The 18,894-nt window shown below is 63.4% G+C and carries 20 protein-coding genes and 1 pseudogene; 16 read left to right on the top strand and 5 right to left on the bottom strand.

The window, feature by feature from the left end; translation table 11 throughout:
- Window positions 1-432, bottom strand: a 432-nt coding sequence (locus QVP03_RS06865) for an MqnA/MqnD/SBP family protein (protein ID WP_303645450.1), incomplete at its 3' end; no start/stop codon positions are given.
- A 248-nt stretch (window positions 433-680) separates the two neighbouring features.
- Here QVP03_RS06865 and QVP03_RS06860 point away from each other — a divergent pair.
- From QVP03_RS06860 to QVP03_RS06785, 16 genes and pseudogenes are all read left to right on the top strand, one after another.
- Entirely contained in the window at window positions 681-1,085 is a 405-nt protein-coding gene (locus QVP03_RS06860) for a hypothetical protein (RefSeq protein ID WP_018695510.1), read from the top strand.
- 137 nt (window positions 1,086-1,222) lie between these two features.
- Window positions 1,223-2,200 carry a hypothetical protein gene (locus QVP03_RS06855; RefSeq protein WP_022332783.1) on the top strand — a complete coding sequence of 326 codons (978 nt, stop codon included), beginning with the start codon at window positions 1,223-1,225 and terminating at the stop codon, window positions 2,198-2,200.
- Window positions 2,191-4,551, top strand: coding sequence for a hypothetical protein (locus QVP03_RS06850; RefSeq protein ID WP_022332782.1), 2,361 nt, complete (start codon window positions 2,191-2,193; stop codon window positions 4,549-4,551). The genes QVP03_RS06855 and QVP03_RS06850 overlap by 10 nt, the downstream gene beginning before the upstream one ends.
- Complete coding sequence (locus QVP03_RS06845; protein WP_022332781.1) at window positions 4,548-4,811, top strand: hypothetical protein; 264 nt, start codon at window positions 4,548-4,550, stop codon at window positions 4,809-4,811. The genes QVP03_RS06850 and QVP03_RS06845 overlap by 4 nt, the downstream gene beginning before the upstream one ends.
- A 3-nt stretch (window positions 4,812-4,814) precedes the next feature.
- Window positions 4,815-5,690: a Clp protease ClpP gene (locus tag QVP03_RS06840; protein ID WP_022332780.1), complete on the top strand. Its 876-nt coding sequence runs from the start codon at window positions 4,815-4,817 to the stop codon at window positions 5,688-5,690.
- 42 nt (window positions 5,691-5,732) lie between these two features.
- Window positions 5,733-6,739: pseudogene (locus QVP03_RS06835) on the top strand (hypothetical protein).
- Between the two features lie 2 nt (window positions 6,740-6,741).
- Complete coding sequence (locus QVP03_RS06830; RefSeq protein WP_022332778.1) at window positions 6,742-7,239, top strand: hypothetical protein; 498 nt, start codon at window positions 6,742-6,744, stop codon at window positions 7,237-7,239.
- Window positions 7,236-8,465, top strand: a complete 1,230-nt coding sequence (locus QVP03_RS06825; RefSeq protein ID WP_022332777.1) for a phage portal protein — start codon at window positions 7,236-7,238, stop codon at window positions 8,463-8,465. The genes QVP03_RS06830 and QVP03_RS06825 overlap by 4 nt, the downstream gene beginning before the upstream one ends.
- 80 nt (window positions 8,466-8,545) lie before the next feature.
- Entirely contained in the window at window positions 8,546-9,019 is a 474-nt protein-coding gene (locus QVP03_RS06820; RefSeq protein ID WP_022332776.1) for a DUF6712 family protein, read from the top strand.
- Window positions 8,994-9,419: a phage holin family protein gene (locus tag QVP03_RS06815; protein ID WP_022332775.1), complete on the top strand. Its 426-nt coding sequence runs from the start codon at window positions 8,994-8,996 to the stop codon at window positions 9,417-9,419. The genes QVP03_RS06820 and QVP03_RS06815 overlap by 26 nt, the downstream gene beginning before the upstream one ends.
- Window positions 9,412-9,831, top strand: a complete 420-nt coding sequence (locus QVP03_RS06810; RefSeq protein WP_022332774.1) for a hypothetical protein — start codon at window positions 9,412-9,414, stop codon at window positions 9,829-9,831. The genes QVP03_RS06815 and QVP03_RS06810 overlap by 8 nt, the downstream gene beginning before the upstream one ends.
- A 139-nt stretch (window positions 9,832-9,970) precedes the next feature.
- Complete coding sequence (locus QVP03_RS06805; protein ID WP_022332773.1) at window positions 9,971-11,449, top strand: ComEC/Rec2 family competence protein; 1,479 nt, start codon at window positions 9,971-9,973, stop codon at window positions 11,447-11,449.
- Window positions 11,446-12,597: a THUMP-like domain-containing protein gene (locus tag QVP03_RS06800; RefSeq protein ID WP_022332772.1), complete on the top strand. Its 1,152-nt coding sequence runs from the start codon at window positions 11,446-11,448 to the stop codon at window positions 12,595-12,597. The genes QVP03_RS06805 and QVP03_RS06800 overlap by 4 nt, the downstream gene beginning before the upstream one ends.
- 88 nt (window positions 12,598-12,685) lie before the next feature.
- Entirely contained in the window at window positions 12,686-13,990 is a 1,305-nt protein-coding gene (locus QVP03_RS06795) for a YihY/virulence factor BrkB family protein (protein ID WP_022332771.1), read from the top strand.
- A gap of 18 nt (window positions 13,991-14,008) precedes the next feature.
- The gene (locus QVP03_RS06790) at window positions 14,009-14,782 is read left to right on the top strand and encodes a Rossmann-like and DUF2520 domain-containing protein (protein WP_055201709.1); all 774 of its coding nucleotides are present in this window, start codon (window positions 14,009-14,011) and stop codon (window positions 14,780-14,782) included.
- Complete coding sequence (locus tag QVP03_RS06785) at window positions 14,758-15,303, top strand: KdsC family phosphatase (RefSeq protein ID WP_018695525.1); 546 nt, start codon at window positions 14,758-14,760, stop codon at window positions 15,301-15,303. The genes QVP03_RS06790 and QVP03_RS06785 overlap by 25 nt, the downstream gene beginning before the upstream one ends.
- A 75-nt stretch (window positions 15,304-15,378) precedes the next feature.
- Here QVP03_RS06785 and QVP03_RS06780 read toward each other — a convergent pair whose 3' ends face one another.
- The 4 genes from QVP03_RS06780 to QVP03_RS06765 form a co-directional block, all read right to left on the bottom strand.
- Window positions 15,379-15,948 carry a hypothetical protein gene (locus QVP03_RS06780; RefSeq protein ID WP_230317643.1) on the bottom strand — a complete coding sequence of 190 codons (570 nt, stop codon included), beginning with the start codon at window positions 15,946-15,948 and terminating at the stop codon, window positions 15,379-15,381.
- A gap of 132 nt (window positions 15,949-16,080) precedes the next feature.
- Entirely contained in the window at window positions 16,081-16,875 is a 795-nt protein-coding gene (locus tag QVP03_RS06775) for a BACON domain-containing protein (RefSeq protein WP_022332768.1), read from the bottom strand.
- 133 nt (window positions 16,876-17,008) lie between these two features.
- Entirely contained in the window at window positions 17,009-18,016 is a 1,008-nt protein-coding gene (locus tag QVP03_RS06770) for a GNAT family N-acetyltransferase (protein WP_055201708.1), read from the bottom strand.
- Window positions 18,017-18,038: 22 nt separating this feature from the next.
- Entirely contained in the window at window positions 18,039-18,872 is an 834-nt protein-coding gene (locus tag QVP03_RS06765; protein WP_022332766.1) for a hypothetical protein, read from the bottom strand.
- Window positions 18,873-18,894 lie beyond the last annotated feature (22 nt).

Raw genomic sequence — 18,894 nt, 5'->3', positions numbered from 1 at the left:
CAGCAGGAAGGCATCGCCCGGCAGGGCGTGCCCCAGCTGCGCATAATCTTCGAGCGTATAGTATTCGGGGGTGACTTTCCAGTGCTTTGCAAGCAGGTAGCCGGCCAGTTGCACCGACGTGAGCGAATGGGCATCGAGGAATACGCGGCGCGCCTTTTCGATCGGCTCGTTGCTCAGGAGCACCACCGTCCGCACGGGGCCGGCGGCTCCGATGCAGTACTCGGTCACTACCTGCGCATCCGCCAGCGACGGCACGGCTGCGGCCGGCACCAGTGCGATGTCGGCTTTGTGTTCGGCGAAATTCTTTGCACAGAGGGAAGGCGGAGACAACAGCAGTTCGGCACGGAGGTTACCTTCGTGCTCGATACCATAGATGAACGGTATCGTATTGAGATACGACACGGCCGCTATACGTGGAACTATGACCATCATCCATAAGGGTATAAAACTGTTGGTTCGATGTTGCAAAGGTAATCAAAATTCGGGAGTTTTTCCACAAATTTTAGAAAAAGTGCTTTCACCTCTTGACAAGGGGGTATACGCCGTCGTATATTTGCCACACAATTCACACCGCACGGTGCACAGTGCACAAGTTATCGACATCAGGACAGAACTCATTGCCAGTCGTTTACGAATTGTTATTTTCGTTTTTCAACAACCTTTCAACCTGTTTATCAACAATGAATCGCACCCACCTCGAGGGTGCGGCGGAAAAGCTCACGGCACAACGGGGTTACACCTTCTACACCGGGCCGGAGGACGACATGGGCCACACCGTGCGGAATTACCCCGCGGCATGGCTGGCACCCCCGGAACTGCACGCCGTCGAAGGGCGCACTCACGGACGGGCGACCTATGACATGACGCTGCACCTGCTCCGCCCCGGAGCACGCATCTCCCCTGCGGAGCGGCGCACGGCACTGGCCGAAATGGAGGCACAGATGATCGAGATCTTCGCGGAGCTCTCGCTCGACGAACGCATTCTCGCCGTCGAAGGGCTCTCCGTCCGCCCGCGCTCTTTCTCGCTCACCCCGCACGGCGAAATTTCGCAAACCGCCACCGCCCGGATCGTAACGTGGTTTTAGCATGGCGCACCGTCGCCGTCCGCACGGCCGCAACCCCGCCCGGGTTACGGGCACGCAACAGAACGGCCGGCACGCTGCGGACGGCAACGGGCAACGTCGTGCAATCCGCCGCAACAACACCCCAAACATCTATCCAAATGACATTCACACAAATTCCGCCGGAGTACGCCCCGCTCGGCGGGGAACTCCGTTACACCGTCACCACGCCGGAAACCGCCACCCTCGACCTGCGCATCGCGGATGCGGGAAACGGCACGCTGATCGGCGCCAAACGCTTCGCCGGAGTCACGTCCGCCTCGTTCGATGCCGCCCCCTACCTGCGGCGCGCCGTCGCGTTCGTTCCGACGACCGGAAGCACGGGATTCCGCATGGCAGACGGGCGTACCGTGACGGCCTACATCGAGGCCCAAGCGGCACAGGCAACCGGAACGGCCCCGACCGTCCACTCCCCGCTGCGGACGTTCCTCCCCTGCCGGACAAACGTAACGGCATTCGCCCTGCTGACCTCAATGCCGCTCGTCCGCCTGATCTCGCACGGCGAGAGCGACGAACTGACGCTCTTCTCGGACGAAGCCGTCACGGTAACCGTCACGGCACAATCGGGGACGACCACGACCGCCGAAAGCTACCGCACGGCCACGGGAGGATTGCATGTCTTCCGGCTCGACACGCGCGACTTCCCCGAAGCCGAAACACTGACCGTAGACGCCGGAGCCTGCGGCTCGGTAGCCTACACGGTCATCTCCGCCCCCACCGGAGCCCGGCGGCTGGCCTGGCGCAGCAGCGCGGGAGGGATCGAACATTACACCTTCCCGGTCGAAAAGTCGGAGTCCGTCGAAACAATCAGGCAACGGGCATACGGAGCCGAAGGGCATCTGGTCGCCCGAACCCGTGCCGAACGGCGGACGGTACTCGTGTCGGCCTACGAACCCCGGGCGACCCTCGAAGGGCTTTCCGAAGTCCTCTCCTCGCCCGACGTCTGGCTGGCGGAGGACGACGGCTACACGGCGGTCGACGTCGTTACGGAAAAGAGCGTCCTGCACCGGCATGGCGCCGTGACCTGCCTCGAAATCGAAATCCGTCCCAAACGTAAAACCGGGATGCCATGGAACTGACGATCGACTCGAAGCCCTGCGACCTGGCCGGGGAGCCCATCGCCGTCGGGGGTTACGCCGCCGCGGAACTCGCGGACGTGGAAGCCGCACGGGAAGGCCGGTCGCAGGAGTTCACGCTCCCCGCGACGCCCCGTAACGAGGCGCTTCTGGGATTCGCCCGCGACCCGCATACCTCAGGGCGGTTCAACGCCTCGCTCCACAGGGCTGTGCTCTCGGCCGAAGGGGCGAAGTTGCTGGCCGGGACGGTACGGCTGCTCAAGGTTTCGGACGAAGGGTACCGGATCGAAATTCGCGAAGGCGGTGCCCGCTGGGCGAAAAATGCCGCCCGACGGGTGTTCAGCGCCCTGGGCATCGATTATCATGCGCGCCTGCTCCCGTCGACCGTCTCGGCCAGCTGGACGGACGATTCGCCCGTAAAGTTTTTCCCGATCCGCCGCGACGAATACCCGCAACAGAACAGCCCGTCGGATCTGCTGCCCGCCGAAAGGATCCTCTCGGTGGACGACTACCATCCCTTCCTGCACGTGGCGACGCTCGTCGAGACGATCTTCGCAGAGGCCGGCTACCGCATCAAAAGCAATTTCACGGGCAGTCCGGAGTTCCGCTCGCTTTACATGAGCGGTGCCTACCCGTCGCGCGACACGGCGGCGCTTGCTGCGCGGATGGGCTTCTACGCCCGCAGGCTGGCTCCGGCCACCGCACAGGGCAACCACCTGGGGCGGGTGTCGGCCAACCCGACCACAACGGCCAACAGCGTGGGCAACATCGTCGAAACGGCCACGCCGCAGACGCTCGACACCGACGGGGAGCCGATTCCCGAACTTTGCAACAACGGCAACTGCTTCGGGTTCGACAAGGGGCGCATCGTCTTCACCCCCACGACCGAAGTGAGTGCGGGCTTCGAATACTACCTGAAATACACCACCGACCACCGTATCCTGACGCGTGAGCGGCTCCGGGGATTCGACTCGGTTTACCTCGGGACGGGCGCCGACATGCCCTTCACGCTGGCGAACCGATATGAAGACCGCCGGACGGACATCTCTCCCGGGCACCGTTACCTGGCTATCGTGTTCGACCACACCGACGGGGCGCAGTACCGCCTGGCCTACACGAAGGATGGAGTGGCAGAGGCTCTCTGGACGGAGTTTTCGGCGCGCACGGCGCAGGTCACGACCCCGGCCTCGGGCACCGTCGCCGACCCCGTGTTGCTCATCCGCAGCGGCACCCGCTGGGTACGCTATGCGGGCGACTGGGCGCTGTACGACGGATACGTCACCGAATCGGGACGGACGACCGTCGAGCTGCGGGTACGAACCGCCCCGGAACGCATCGCCCCCGCATCGCCCAAATTCTTCGACCGGATTTATTTCTACGGCGCAGAGGAGGGAATGTCGCTCACGCTCCACAAGGAGTGTTCACTCCGACCGCGGTTCTCGTCGGCACCGGGTTACGGCTCCGCAATCACTTTCGCCGACGTCGCCCGGCACCCAATCCGGCAGTCGGCACTGCTCGAAGCGCTGCAACACCTCTTCAACCTGAGGTTCCACACCGAGGAGGAGACCAAGACCGTACGCATCGAACCCGCCGACGAATTTTTCGGCAGCGGAACCACGGCCGACTGGCGTGACAGGAGCGATTTCTCGCAGCCCGTGGTGCTGGCCGACATCGCCCCCGAAATACACGAAAGCCGCACGTGGGGCTACCAGGAAGGCGACGGCGCCGTGAACCGTTTCAATGCCGGAGCCGGGAGCCCCTTCGGGGAGTGGAGCGTCCGCACCGATTCCTATGCCGCACGAGAGGGCGACCAAGTATTGCGCAACCCCCTCTTCCGGCCCACGCTCAGCGAGGCAGGGCACTATGCCAACGCCCCCTCGGCGCAGATCATGCAGGTCGGCGACCGGGATGACGTGCAGGAGGACGGCACCAACTTCACGCCCCGTATCGTGCGCTTCGCCGGGCTGCACCCGCTGCCCGCGGGCGAACGCTGGGGGTATCCTTCGGGGCTGGCGGAATACCCGCTCGCGGCATTCCACTTCCCGGGGGACGCAGCGACGGAGGGCTTCACGCTCTGTTTCGAAGACCGCGACGGCATCCGCGGCCTGCACCATCGCTACGACCGCCAGGCAGCACAGGAAGCCACCTGCCAGCGCATCACCCTCTCGCTGCGGCTCGCGCCGCACGAATTCGAAAGCCTCTTCACGCCCGGCACCGGGATGCCCGACCTGCGTTCGGTATTCCGGCTCGACACCGGGGGCGAGGAAATCCGCGCCACGCTCCATGCTATCGAAAGCTACGACCCGCAGGCGGCATCGGCCAGATGCACCTTCACACGCCTGAGCGAAGGATGATGACACGGCACGAAAAACGGCTCGCCGAAGTGTTGCTCGGCGCAATAGGCGGCCTGGAAGGGGAGCAGGCCGTCGAACGGCTGTTCGGACTGGGACTGGTCAACCTGCGGGCCTGCGAACAACGGGCCGTACGGGCACGGGTCGACCGGCTGGCAGAGGAAGGCGTACCCCGCTGCGAGGCCATGCACGTCACGGCCGACGAATTCTGCTGCTCCTACGAAAAGGTGCGCAGCTACTATTACAACACGTACAAATCCTGAAACATGAAATCGGAAATCCAAATCAAAAACAGCGCCGGCGTCTGCCGCATCGAGATCGAAGGCACCATCGGCGTACCGGAAGAGTGGCAGTTCGACCAGCCCGAAGCGCGCGTCGCAACCTACGAGAAGTTCCGCGACACGGTGCAGCGCATCGCCGGGATCGACGCCCCGCAGATCGTGGTCGACATCCGCTCGACGGGCGGCGACGTCAACGACGCACTCCTGATCCACGACGCACTATGCTCGCTCGATGCGCACATCATCACCCGCTGTTACGGTTACACGGCCTCGGCGGCGACGATCATCGCACAGGCCGCATCGCCCGGCTGCCGCGAAATCTCGGCCAACGCCCTCTACCTGATCCACACGGCCATCTGTGCCGCCGAAGGCAACGCCGCAGAGATAGCGGGAAAACTCGACCTGCTCCGCCAGACCGACACGCGCATCGCCGCGGTCTATGCCGCCCGTTCCGGTCGCCCGGCCGGGGAGTTCGAGGCGCTGATGGCCGAAAACAACGGCAACGGCCGCTGGCTGTCGCCCGAAGAGGCCGTCGCAGCAGGGCTCGCCGACACGGTGACCGACAACGGGGAGCGCACGGCACCCTCGCTGGCAGGGAATATCGCCCGCGGCTGGGAGCGGCTGCTCGCAGGCATCGGGCTCAACCGCCGCGAGGAGCTTCCCGCCGACCGCAATGTACTGCTCACCGCGGGAGAACGGCAGGAGTTGCTGCGCCGCTCGGCCACGGCCATACGGCAGGCGCAGCAGAACGCCTCGCCCACCTGCACCAAACCGCGTGAAGACCCCTCGTACGGCGATACGGTGCGGACGGCGAACCAACGCGCCTATGCCGAAGACGCCAAACGCTTCAAAGGCATCTGACATTCACACACGACATAACCCAACACCAAAAACAAATCAGCCATGAGTTTCTTAGAAAGTGCAAAACAGTACACCGGTTCCGACCTCGAAACCATCTTTTTCCGTCCGATCCTGAGCGGCGACTCCGCCCGCGAACTGGGCGTACGGGTACTCTATAACATGCCCGTACCCACGACCATCCAGCTCTGGGACGGACAGCGCAACGTCCTCCAGAAATACTCCGCCGCCGGATGGACGGGCGGCAACGCAGCGACCAAGCTGCAAAAGACCATCAGCCTGGGACGCGTGAAGGCCGAACTGGGATTTTCGGCCGCCGACTATTTCTCGCTGGTCTATGAAAAGATCGCCGCACGCGCCGACGTCAACATGGACGACCTGACGGGCACCGAACTCGAACAGGCCGAGACGGCACTCTTCAAACAGGCCGTCGCCGAAAGCATCCGCGCCACGATGTGGGTGGGCGACACCTCGGCGGCATCGGGTTACAACACCTTCGACGGGTTCCTCAAAACCGTGAAGGCCGGAGCCATGCAGGAGAAGTTCTACAACTCGATCTGCCAGGCTGAGGATTTCTCCGATCCCGGGAAGGTAGTCGCCGTCCTCGACGACCTCTGGATGAACGCCGACGAGCGTGTCAAGGACATGAAGGCCGACGGGCAGCTCGCCTTCTTCGTCACGTCCGACATCTACTACGCTTTCGAGAAATACCTCGACGGCAAGAGTGCCGATGCCGCCTACATGGCGACCACCGAAGGCCGTCCGAGCCTCGCCTACCACGGCATACCGCTCGTGGACGTGCGTCTGGGTTCCTACCTCGGCAGTACGTCGCTGCACAAGTCGTTCTGCCTGCTGACCGACCGCCGCCCCCCCCCCCCCCCCCCCCCCGCCGCAACCTGGTACTGGCGGTCAACACGGCCGATTTCCCCGGCAACGAAGTGCGCATGTGGTACAACCCCGACCTGATGGAAAACCGCCAGCGTGCCGTCTTCATGGCCGGGTGCGACGTGCTCGACGAGACGCTGATGACCTACGCCTACAACCCGGCATAACGATGGCAGACTCCAAACCCCGCAAACCGGCTGGGGGCGTCGCAGCCGTCACGGTCACCCCCGCAGGAAACCTCCTGCGGGCGGCGGTGGCGGCGGACGGGCGCGCCGAAGCGATTTTCCGTGACGCGACGCAGCTCACCGCCCTGCCGCTCGCCGAACAACGCTCGTCCTATGCCGAACGGCTCGACACCGACGCCGGGCCGCAGCGCATGCGCCACACGCTCACACTGGTCGTGGGCCGCGAGACGTTCCGCAAGGCTTTCACCCCGGCACTCCGCCGTGCGGCCGAGACCGAAGGGCTCATAGCCCTGGTCACGATGGCCTCGGGCGAGCGGCTGCTGGCGGGATGGTCGGCACGCTTCGGCACCTCGCAACCCCTGCGCCCGGACTCCTTCGCCATGGAGTCGGGCATCAAACCCCTCGACGGCACGCCGGCCGTCCTGACGCTTACGAGCGAGGACACCGACCCGGCCGCCGAGCTCAAAGAACAAGAAGCATGAGCAGAAAACAGAAATTCAAGCCGGCCGTAGCGGTCGCCAACCGTGCGGACGACCCATATATCACATCGGGCGCGGGGAGCGTCCAAAGCGACAAGTTCTGGCGCTGGGGCGACGACAATCTCTTCCCCAATGCCCTGGCGCTGATGGCCCGGCGTTCGGTCACGCACCGCCGCATCATCAACGACAAGGCCGACTACATCTCGGGCAAGGGGTTTTCCTGCGACGAGGGGCATGAACCCCTGCTCGCGGCCTTCATCCGCCGTGTGAACGGCGACGGGGAGAGCCTGCGGCAGGTGCTCAACAAGCTAGCCTTCGACAAGGCCCTGTTCGGCAACGCCTTCCTCGAAATAGTGACCGACGCGGAACACTCGTTCCTCGCGTTCCACCACCAGGACGCTTCGCGCTGCCGCGTGGCCCGCGATTCGGCGCACATCCTCCTGCACCACGACTGGGCGGCTTTCAACGCCGCCGAGGCACGGACGCTGCCCCTCTACCCGGCCTTCGAACGGCAGGAGGACGGCACGCTGCGGGCCATGATCCACTACAAGGACTACGAACCGATGTTCGAACACTACGGCGTACCGCCCTATATCGCCGGGTTCAACGTCTCGGCCATCGCCTACAAGACCGACAAATGGAACATCTCGCGGCTCGACAACTCGTTCCAGCTCTCGGGCGTGATGATGCTCGACAGCACCGTGGACAACGAATCCGAAGCCGAGCGCATCGTACGGCTGGCCGAACAGAAATTCGCAGGCAACCCCGGGCAGGTGATGTTCGTCATCCGCGACGGTGGCGAGAGCGACAATTCGCGCTTCATCCCTATCGCGTCGCAGAACGAAGGCGACTGGCAGGCGCTGCACGAACAGGCCGTGTCGGACATCGTCGTGGCACACTCATGGTTCCGGACGCTGAGCGGACTGGACTACGCCTCGGGATTCAGCGCCGAGCGTATCCTGCACGAGTACGAAGTGGCGCTCAACACGGTCATCCTCGGCGAGCAGGCCGAACTGACGGAGCCCGTGCGCGAGGCGATCACGTCCATCCTGGGGATAGACGCCTCGTCGTTACAGGTCATCAACCGTCCGCCGACGCGCTCCAAACCCATCTACATGAAGGTCTGGGAAGCCCGCAAGGCCGACGGGCTGGATTACGACCCCGACGACGAGCGCCAACAGGCGTTCCTGTCGGAGATCACGAAATACAACATACGAAGCATAGAATAAGGCCGGTTCTCCGGGCCTTTCGAAACTTGCCGTTCGCCGCCTCCGGCGGCACTCGAACACTCATTTCAACCACGACAATCATGAACACACTGATCACCCCTGCACAAGCCGTCGCATTGGCCTTTACGGACGGGGAGTACCTTGCGCCGGAAGCCATCGGCGAAGGCGACATCGCAGCGGCCGAACAACGCTACATCGTGCCCGTCATCGGACGGGCATTCCACGAAAAACTGCTCGCAGGCCTCCATGCCGGCTTCACGGCCGAATACCTCGCAGCCCCGGTAGCGCTCTTCACCCGCATCGCCGTACAGCCGCGGCTCGACATCCGCACCGGACAGTGCGGCACCGTAGCCCCCAAATCGGGTTCCTACCAGCCGGCGGATGCCCAGTCGCTGCGCGAACTGCAACGCAGCCTGCGCCGCCAGGCCCGCACGCTCCTGCGCCGCGCTGCGGAACACCTCGAAGCACATGCCGCGGAATTTCCCGAATACGATTCCGATAACAACATCCTCAAACGCTGCACGACCGATGGAAACCTTATACAGACTCGTTAGCGGGCTCACGGCAGGCTTCATCGCCCTGTTCGCCCCCATAGGCCCGCTGGTGGCATGTGCCATGGCATTCATCGGCATCGACTTCCTCTCGGGCGTAGCCGCCAGCCGCGCCGCGGCCCGCCGCAAAGGGCACACCTGGTATTTCGAAAGCTGCGAGGCCTGGCGCACGGTGCTCAAACTGGGACTTACGGTCACGGCCATCGCCATGGCCTGGCTGATAGACAGCTGTGTCCTGGACTTCATGCAGCTGAACGTGGCACGGCTCTTCACGGGTTTCACCTGCGGCGTGGAGCTGTGGTCGTTCCTCGAAAATGCCGCACAGCTCTCCGATGCACCGCTGTTCCATTGGCTGCGCCGCTATGTCCGCCGTCGGATCCGAAAGGAGGCAGGCGATGAGTAGGGGGCTGCAAAACTGCAACCCGGGCAATATCCGGCAGTCGAAGGTGCGCTACAAAGGCGAAGTGCGCCCCTCGCGCGACCCGGCGTTCAAACAGTTCGAGTCCCTTGCATGGGGCTACCGCGCGATATTCGTACTGCTGGACACCTACCGGATACGCTACGGGCTCGACACGATCCGGGGCATGATTTCGCGGTGGGCGCCGCCTTCGGAAAACCACACCGAAACCTACATCCGCGCCGTGGCCGACGCCGTCGGAATTCCGGACGGGCAACCGCTCAACACCCGCGACCGCACGACGATGCTGCGCATGGCAGCCGCTATTTCACGCGTTGAAAACGGCGCCGCGGCCGATATGGGCGAGGTGGAACTGGGGTGGGAACTGTTCGCCCGCGACAAGCCCGCATCCGGCTGACCCGCCCGGCGGGCGACGAAAGGAAACGGTAACCGGAGGCGGGTTGCGAGGATCCGCAAAGAGCCGGCGGCAGACCAAAAACCGGGACACCCCACCCGAATATCGCACAAAACAATCCGAATTTACTATATTTGCAGAGATGAAAGCCGCCTCCCTGTCCGCACGACTCGACCGTATGCCGATGGTAAAAGCCGTCGCACCGTTCGCCGCGGGGATTCTCGCCGCTGACTGCTTCACGCTGCCCCTGTGGTTCCTCGCAGAAGCTTTTTTGCTGTCCGGGACGCTGGCGCTGCTGCTGCGCTCACAGTCCGGCGCACTCGTAATGCTGCTCACGGCCGGATTCGCCGCCTCGCAGCTCCGCGACACGGCGCACACGCTGCCCCGCGGTATATACACGACTTATGAACTCACGGTCGAGGGTATCCCCTCCGACCGCGGACGTTACACCTCGGCCGAAGCGACGGCCGTAGCGTGGCGCGATCCTTCACACGGAACCTGGCACGCCTCGGGTGACCGCATAATGCTCTATGCCGACAGCCTGACGGCCCTCTACCCCGGCGAGAGAATCCGCTGCCGGGGTTCGGTGCGGCCGTTTCGCGGCGGAGCGGAAAGTTACCGCCGGCTGATGGCACGCCGGGGGTTCGCCGGAACGTTGTGGCTGTCGGAGCGCACCCTCATCGAGCGCCTGCCCGGACGGAGCAGCGCCCTGCACCTGCACGCCGTCGAGCGGATGCAACGGATCGGGATGCGGGGCGACGCGGGTGCCGTCTGCCGCGCCATGGTCACGGGCGACCGGAGCGGCATCACGCAGGAGTTGCGCACGGCCTATTCGCGCAGCGGGCTGTCGCACCTGCTGGCCGTCTCGGGACTGCACACGGGGATCGTCTTCGCGCTGATCAACCTCATGCTGTGGTGGCTGCCGCTGCTGCACCGCGGGCACCTGGTGCGCAACCTGCTCGCAACGGTCTGCATCTGGCTGTTCGTCGCGGCGGCCGGATTCCCGCCCAGCGCCGTACGGGCGGCCGTGATGTGCACGATGCTCCAGTTCGCCCTGGCCTCGGCTTCGGAGTACGTCGCACTCAACGCACTGGCGGCCGCCGGCTTCGGGATGCTGCTGTGGAACCCCGCCTGGCTGGGCGACATCAGTTTCCAGCTCTCGTTCATCGCCGTCGCGGCCATCCTCGTCTGGGGCGTGCCGCTCTGCCGACTGCTCCATACCCGCCGGCGGGCGCTCAACCTGCTCACGGACGCCCTCGTCATCAGCCTCGTGGCGGGCATCGCCACGGCACCCCTCGTATCGCACACCTTCGGCACAGTCCCGCTGGCGGGGCTGCTCGTCAATCCCGTGGCGATCCTCGCGGGAAGCATCGTCGTGCTGGGCGGCACCGTCTGGATGATCCTTCCCGTAAACTGGCTCGCCCCGGCCTTCGACGCCGTGCTTTCGGGCACGGCCGGCCTACTCAACACGCTGGCCCGAGCTGCCGCGGCGCTCCCGGGCGGATATGCCGAATACACCCTCGGCAGCGGGGCGACGGCAGGCATCTACCTGTTTTTTCTGCTCGCCACCCTGGCGGCATGGTCTTTCGAGCCGAAAAAAAGCGTACATTTGCCGGCATGATAACCCCCGGGGAATATACGCTGCTGCTGACGGACGAAGTGCAGCGGGCCATCGCCGCCAACCGCGGCCGCGACCCGCTGGAGGTGGCCTTAGACCGCAACATACCCCACGCCCGGCTGGTCGCCACGCAAGTCAAGTACCTCGCGCGGGCGGAGGCGAAACTCCCCTCATACGCCTCCGCACAATGCATCCTGCCGCCGCTGGCGTTTGAACAGGCTTCGAGCGAAGCCTGCTCCGCCCACAAGCGGATCGCGGGCGGAGCCGTCCTCGACCTCACCTGCGGACTGGGCGCCGACGCCTTTTTCCTGGCGCGCCGTTTCCGCCGCGTAGTGGCACTCGAACGCGACCAGACGCTCGCCCGCATCGCCGCGGAGAACTTCCGGCGGCTCGGCGCCGCGAACATCGAGGTCGTCAATACCTCCGCCGAAACATACCTCGCACAGCCCGGACTGCATTTCGACTGGGTCTATGCCGACCCCGACCGCCGTTCGGGCGACGGACGCAAAATGGTACGGCTCGAGGATTGTTCGCCCGACATACTCTCCCTAATGCCGCTCATCAGCAGGGCTTCGGGACGACTGTGCGTCAAAAACTCCCCGCTGTTCGACATCGGCGAGGCACTGCGGCTCTTCCCCGGAGCCCGCGTGGAGGCCGTATCGCTGGGCGACGAATGCAAGGAGGTCGTCATCTACGCCGACGGCACGGGCCCCGGCATTACCGCGACCGCCCTCGGACGCGGCTCGTTCACGGCAACGCCCGCCCAAGCCGGCGCAACCCCGCCCCCGGGTGCGTTCGAACCGGATCGTTACCGGTGGCTCGTGGTACCCGACGTGGCGTTGCAGAAAGCGCGGCTGGCACGGCTGCACCTGCGCGGCAAAGCCGACATATGGAGCGAAAACGGGTACGGTTTCGCCGCGGAGCGGCCAGAGGGGATAATTGGCAAAGTATTCGCAATCGAACGTATCGAGCCCTACGACCCCCGGCGGCTGAAACGCGCGTTCAAAGGCCGCGGCGCGGAGTTGATGAAACGGGATTTCCCGTTCGCCGCAGAAGAGCTGGCACGGCGGCTGGGCGTACATGCCGGCAACGACGTTCGGCTGGCCTTCACGAAAATCGGGAGCGGTTTTTGGGTTGTACGGCTGGAATAGCTATATTTGCACGACTGGGACAGCGTCCGCCCCGACGGCACACGGGCCTCGGCACGGCGCCTCCGGGTTACGGGAACGGAAACGGCTTATGAAAATCAGCGAAATATTCACCTATTTTACGGACACGATCTTCCGGCGCGACATCCGCGAATGGCGCAACCCGGTGATCCGCTGGCTCGTGCAGCAATACCGGCTGCTGTTCTACACGGCGCGGGGCCTGCTCGAACACGGCACCATCGTCCGCAGCGCGGCACTCACGTTCTACACGCTGATGTCACTGGTACCGATCGTCGCGGTGGTCTTCGCCGTCGTCAAGGGCTTCGGGCTGGCCGACGGGCTGGTGGAAAACCTCTACGCCCTCTTCCCGCAGAACCCCGAGATCGTAGACTACATCGTCACGTTCGCCGAAAAGGCGCTTGCCCGTACGCAGGGCGGCGTGGTGGCCGCCGTGGCGCTGGTCATGCTCTTCTGGGCGGTGATCCGGGTCTTCGGCTCGATCGAAAGCGCCTTCAACAACATCTGGGAGGTCAAGGTCGAACGCAGCCTCACCCGCCAGTATACCGACTACATCGCCGTGGTGATGATCGTCCCTGTGTTGTGGATCGTCGCCAATGCCGTCGGCAGCTACGCCCAGCAGATGCTGGGCTTCGACGGCAGTTGGTATTTCACCCTGCTCTCGCACCTGGCTTCAATGGTCATCATCTGGATCATGTTCACCATCCTGTATATCATCATCCCCAATACGAAGGTCAAATTCAGGAGCGCCCTGATGGCGGGCATCGTCGCCGGCACGCTTTTCCTGCTTTTCCAGTGGGGTTATCTCTACATCCAGCGGTGGATGACCTCCTACAACGCCATCTACGGCAGTTTCGCAGCGCTGCCGCTGTTGCTCATCTGGCTCCAGACCTCGTGGCAGATCCTGCTGTTCGGCGGCGAATTGTCGTTCGCCTACCAGAACATCGCCCGTTTCGGCGAAGAGCGCGAATCGCTCCTCATCAGCTACGACCAGCGGCGCAAGATCCTGCTGGCCGTGATGCTCACGGTCGTGCGGCACTTCCGCGGCCAGGGCGGCGCCACCCCGGCCGACGAGATCCGGGCACAACTGGATCTGCCCACGCGCATCGTCAACGACATCCTTTACCAGCTCGTGCAGGCCGGACAACTGATCGCCGTGCCCTCGGGCGACGGCGAGCGCGAAGTGGCCTTCGCCCCGGCGCACGACCCCCAGTCAATGACCGTTTACGGCATACTCGAAGCGGTCGAAAAATCGGGGCAAACGACCGTCGACCTGACCCAGAGCGACGAACTGACCCGCATCGACCAGGAACTGGAAACGCTCAAAGAGACCGCCCGCAAATCGCAGGACAACGTCCGGCTGGTGGATTTACTGTAAAACGATATGGAGAGACCTTTGGAACGCGTAGTGATCGTCGGCAGCGGAAACCTTGCCGAAGCATTGGCGCAGGCCGTCGCCCGAAGCGGCCTGCAACTGGTACAGTTGTTCGCCCGCAACGCCGCACGGGGGGAGGCTGTCGCCGCACTCGCCGGAACGCAGTGGACGGCAGACCCGGCACGGCTGGCCGACGCGGACATATACCTGATCTCTGTGAGCGACAAGGCCGTCGGGGAGGTAGCCGCGGCGCTGCCCCTGCCTGCAGGAGCCGTCGTCGCCCATACTGCGGGGAGCGTGCCGCTCGATGCGCTTCCCGCCCATGCACGCCGCGCCGTCTTCTATCCGCTGCAAACCTTCACCAAAGGGCGCAGCGTGGATTTTTCGCAAATCCCCCTCTTCCTCGAAACCGATGACTCCCCCCTGCGTCCCGCACTCGAAGCCTTCGCCCGCCGTCTTTCGCACACGGTGGTGTGGGCCGACTCGGCCTGCCGCGCCAAGGTGCACCTCGCGGCGGTTTTCGCCTGCAACTTCGTCAACCACATGTACGCCGTCGGCGAAGGCATCGTCCGCAGCGCGGGCCTGCCCTTCGACGTTCTCAAACCGCTCCTGGCCGAGACCGCCGCCAAGGCACTCGACGCCGCCTCCCCGGCCGACGTGCAGACAGGCCCCGCCGTGCGCAACGACCTGCCCACGATGGCACGCCACCGTGCACTGCTCGCCGCCGCCCCCCGACTCGAAAACATCTACTCGATAATAAGTAACAACATATGGGAAATTTCAAAGAAGATATAGCCCGCACCGAGGCGTTTATCTTCGACGTGGACGGCGTGATGACCGACGGCGGCATCATCCCCACGCTCGACGGCGATTTCATCCGCCGCTACAATGCCAAGGACGGCTATGCGCTGGGCTACGCCGTCAAGATGGGCTACAAGGTCTGCATCATCACCGGCGGACGCGGCAAGACGCTCGAAAACCGCCTGCGGATGCTGGGTATCAACCGCTACTACACCGACTGCATGGACAAAATCACGGCCATGCGGGAATATTTCGCCGACGAGGGCATCGACCCCGCGCACGCGATCTACATGGGCGACGACATCCCCGACTTGGAGTGCATGCGCGAGGTGGGCATCCCGGTCTGCCCGGCCGACGCCGCGGCCGAAGTGATCGAGGCTTCGCGTTACGTCTCGGAGTTCCGGGGCGGCGAAGGGGCCGTGCGCGACATCGTCGAACAAGTGCTCCGCGCCCGCGGCGACTGGGCGAAAAACTCCGAGGGCGTCACCCCGTCGTCGCTGGCGGCGTCGCGGTAAACCCGCTCCGAAAAGGCCACGAAAAAGCCGGGCTTCGCAGGAAGCCCGGCTTTTCCATATACTGCCTAAAGGCACCTATTGCATCCATTCCACGTCCGTCGCGTCGCGGAACAGAATGTTGAGCGGTCGCGCCATGCTCTCGGCATTCGCGGCGAAGATGAACCGCACTTTATCGAGGGGCACCGTCAGGAACACCGTCGAGGGGTAGCCGCCGATCATGTCCACGCGGTCGATCAGCGCCCACACGAATATCTCGAACGGCATTTGGCCGGGCAGCAGCGTTAACCCCGGGAACTCGATCTCGTAACCGGCCGACGAGGTATCGGCGGGGTGGGGCTTGAAGAAGATGTCATACCCCTCGCCGTACTGCTCCACGATCCGTGCGACATAGTCGCGCTGTTGCCGTGCGCTCTCCTCGCTCCCGTGGCTGGTACCGATGATGACCAGGTTCTTTTTCGGGGAAGCGTCGAACAGGGCCGCGAATTCGTCGTAATCGAATCCCGCCATGTCGTAAAACCGCTTACGGGCGGACTCGGGCAACGCCGAAAGCATCTCATAAGGCTGGATACTTTCGATCTCCATCTCCCCGAGCTTTTCGGTGATGAACGGACAGGAACTTTCCAGCAGCGAACCGTCCTGCACCACCAGCCGGTAGTCGGGGCGGGTGGAAAGGTAATAGGGCCACGTATAGCTTTCGAACTCGGGCAGCGAACGGGTCTCGGGATAACGTCCGCCGTGGTTCCAGTCGAGTGCCTCTACCTCGGCGGCATAGGTATCCTAGTTCTGTTCGGCCGTCGCCGCGTCGCCGAAGTAGTTGTAGAAATTGTTATAAGTTCCCGTACCGTCGGAAAGCATACTCACCTTGACCCGTGCCGAGTCGATCCCCTGCGCCACGAACCAGTCGTAACCGATCCGGCAGCGGAGGTCGTCCACATAGAGGCCGAAGACGGCCGTCGGGTCGGCGCTGTTGATCTCCAGGATACGGCGCTTCATTTCGCGCGCCATTGCTTCCATTTCGGCCTGCGTGGCATCGGCCGTTCGGTCTGCGGCGGTCGTAACCTCGGCACGCCCCGGGAACTCCGCCGGGTCGAACGTCCTGGAGCGCGAATAGAATACGTAGCTGGGCTTGTCGTGCGAGAGCAGGTGAATGCCCGCATACAGGGTAGGCATCGTCCCGAACGTCACGTAGAAATAATAATCGGGGGAGTCATAGCCGGCCGACAGGGCTCCCTGCGACAGGCGGAAGGGTACGATCGCATCCCCGCATGCAAAGGCGAGCTGGGCGCTGCGTGCGGCACCCGGATTCTCGTCGAGGCTCAGTTCGACCTCGGAATATCCCGCAGGGCCCTCGGTCGCGGAAAGCGTGAACCACGTGTCTCCCGCAGCCTTCGTCACACGCCACGGGGCGGGAGCCAGCACGGAAATCTTGCCTGCGCGGGCCAGTCCGTCGAGCGACAGGAAATGTTCCCCGCCGTTGATTACGATCAGGTTCTGCGATGCTTCGTCATCACTGCACGCCGCGGTGCCCGAAAACAGCGCCAGGCAAAGGAAGAGCCGGAATAATTTTTTCATAAGGCGAATTGTTTTATGATACTGCCTATATAAACGCCGCGAATCCCGTTTTACTGCGTTCCCGCGGAAAATAACAGTAAAATTTAAGCCGCACGGGTTGTCTCCGTGCGGCTTTGTCATTGAAAACGAGGAGTTAGCCGTTTCTTTTCTTCTTGATCCGGTCGAAATGCCCGCGGATGTGCTCGCGGAATAACTCCCGCCGGTATTTCAGATCGGCCTGCCAACCCAGCCAGCGGGTATAGCGCTCGCGCTTTTCAGGATAAATATCGCGTATGGTCACCAGGATGCCCGTCTCCTCCACGCCGCCGAAATCGGGGTTCGACACCGTATCGAAGACCCGCATCGTGGGCGAAAGGTTCATATAGGCATTTATCAGCGGCGGTATATTCTCGTTGAACTCGCGGATCTTCTGGATCAGTATCCGGTAGTTCTCCTGATAGGTACGCCCCGTGAAAAGCTGTTCGTAATAGGGGTCGTCCAGGTCGAGCTTCAACGGGTGTATGCCCTCCACGAGGTTCTCGCGGTCGGGGAAATAGCGGCGCAGGAACCAGATCAGCGCATTGCGCGCCACGGCCTTGTAGGTCGTATACATCGTCACCTTGCCGAAAAGGTATTTCGCATTCGGATCCAGCACGATCAGCGCCCCGAGGCCGTCCCAAAGGTTATCCAGCGCATAGATGCTCTTGGCGTTGCCGCGCGCCTGGTAGGAGGGCTGCACGAACGAGCGTCCCAGCTCGATGGTGCGGGGCAGGTACCTGCGACGAAACTTGTCGCTGAAACGGAAATAGTGTTCGGTCGAGAGGTGGCGGGGATATTCGTCCGTACAGATGATGAAACGGTAGCCTCCGACGATCTCCCCGGCCGCCGGATCCCAGACGATCAGCTGGTAATACCCGTCCTCGGCCAGGTCTTCGGCATCGATATCCACCTCCCGGCCCGTACCGCCGCCGGCGCCGCGGAACGCGATCTCGCGCAGCCGTCCGATTTCACGCATCAGCGCCGGGCACTCCGACGCCGGGAAGATATAGATCTCGTTCCCGGCCTTCTTCGTGTCGCGCGCTTTGCGCTCGGGCGTAAGCTCGGCGCGGAGCAATTCCCGGTCGACGGGAGGTATGATAGGTTCCATTTCTCGTGCTTGCATAACTTGGGACAAAAATACCGATTTACCCGTTATTTTCCGCCGGGAGGAGCATATTTTCCAAAAAATACGCTTTTTTACGTACGTAGTCCGCCTGGTCGCGGAGGGCGCCGTAGCGTTGCAGCTCGGCGACGGGGATGGGGTCGCCCACGAGGATGCGGAAATGCTTGCCCTTCTGCGAAAACATCTCGTCGGACAACCACAGCATCTCGATATTGAATTTCACGCCCAGCATCCGGCGGATACGGTCGACGCGGTAAAAGAAGTTCGACAACCGCCCCTCGACGAACACCGGCACGATCTGGCGCTGCGAGGCATAGGCTTTCTTCAGGAAATTGGTCTTCCACGGCAGGTCGGTCACCTCGCCCCCGATGCAGCGCGAGCACAGCCCGGCGGGGAAGGTGAGGATGGGCAGCTCGCCAAAGAACTCCTCGTCGAACTTGCGGGCGTAAAGGCTGTTCTGCGAACCGTGCTTGTTGACCGGGATCCACAGCGGGCGGAGGGGTTCGAGGTGCATCAGCAGGTCGTTGACCACCACGCGCGCATCGCCGAAGCGGTCGATCAGCTTGTCGGCCAGCATCATGCCATCCATCCCCCCGAACGGGTGGTTCGAGGCGAAGAGGTAACGGCCTTTGGGATCGAGTTTTTCGAGCCCTTCGACCGAATAGGTCACCTGCCATTCGCGGAAACAGGCGCGGATGAACTCCTGCGGCGGCAGGTTCCAGTAATGCTCGAGGATGTAATTGATTTCCGGCTCATGGATCGTACGGCGGAGCCAGCGGAGGACGAACCCGGGAACCCAGCGGGCCAACCGCGGGGCTTTCTCGGCGAGTACCGCTCCGATATCTATTCTGGGCATAGGGATGTTCAAAAAATTATAT

The organism is Alistipes sp. CAG:29, assembly GCF_000435435.1.
GTDB classification, from domain to species: Bacteria; Bacteroidota; Bacteroidia; order Bacteroidales; family Rikenellaceae; genus Alistipes; species Alistipes onderdonkii.
The sequence above is the reverse complement of the archived record's forward strand: the minus strand, read 5'-3'. Positions and strand labels throughout refer to the sequence as shown.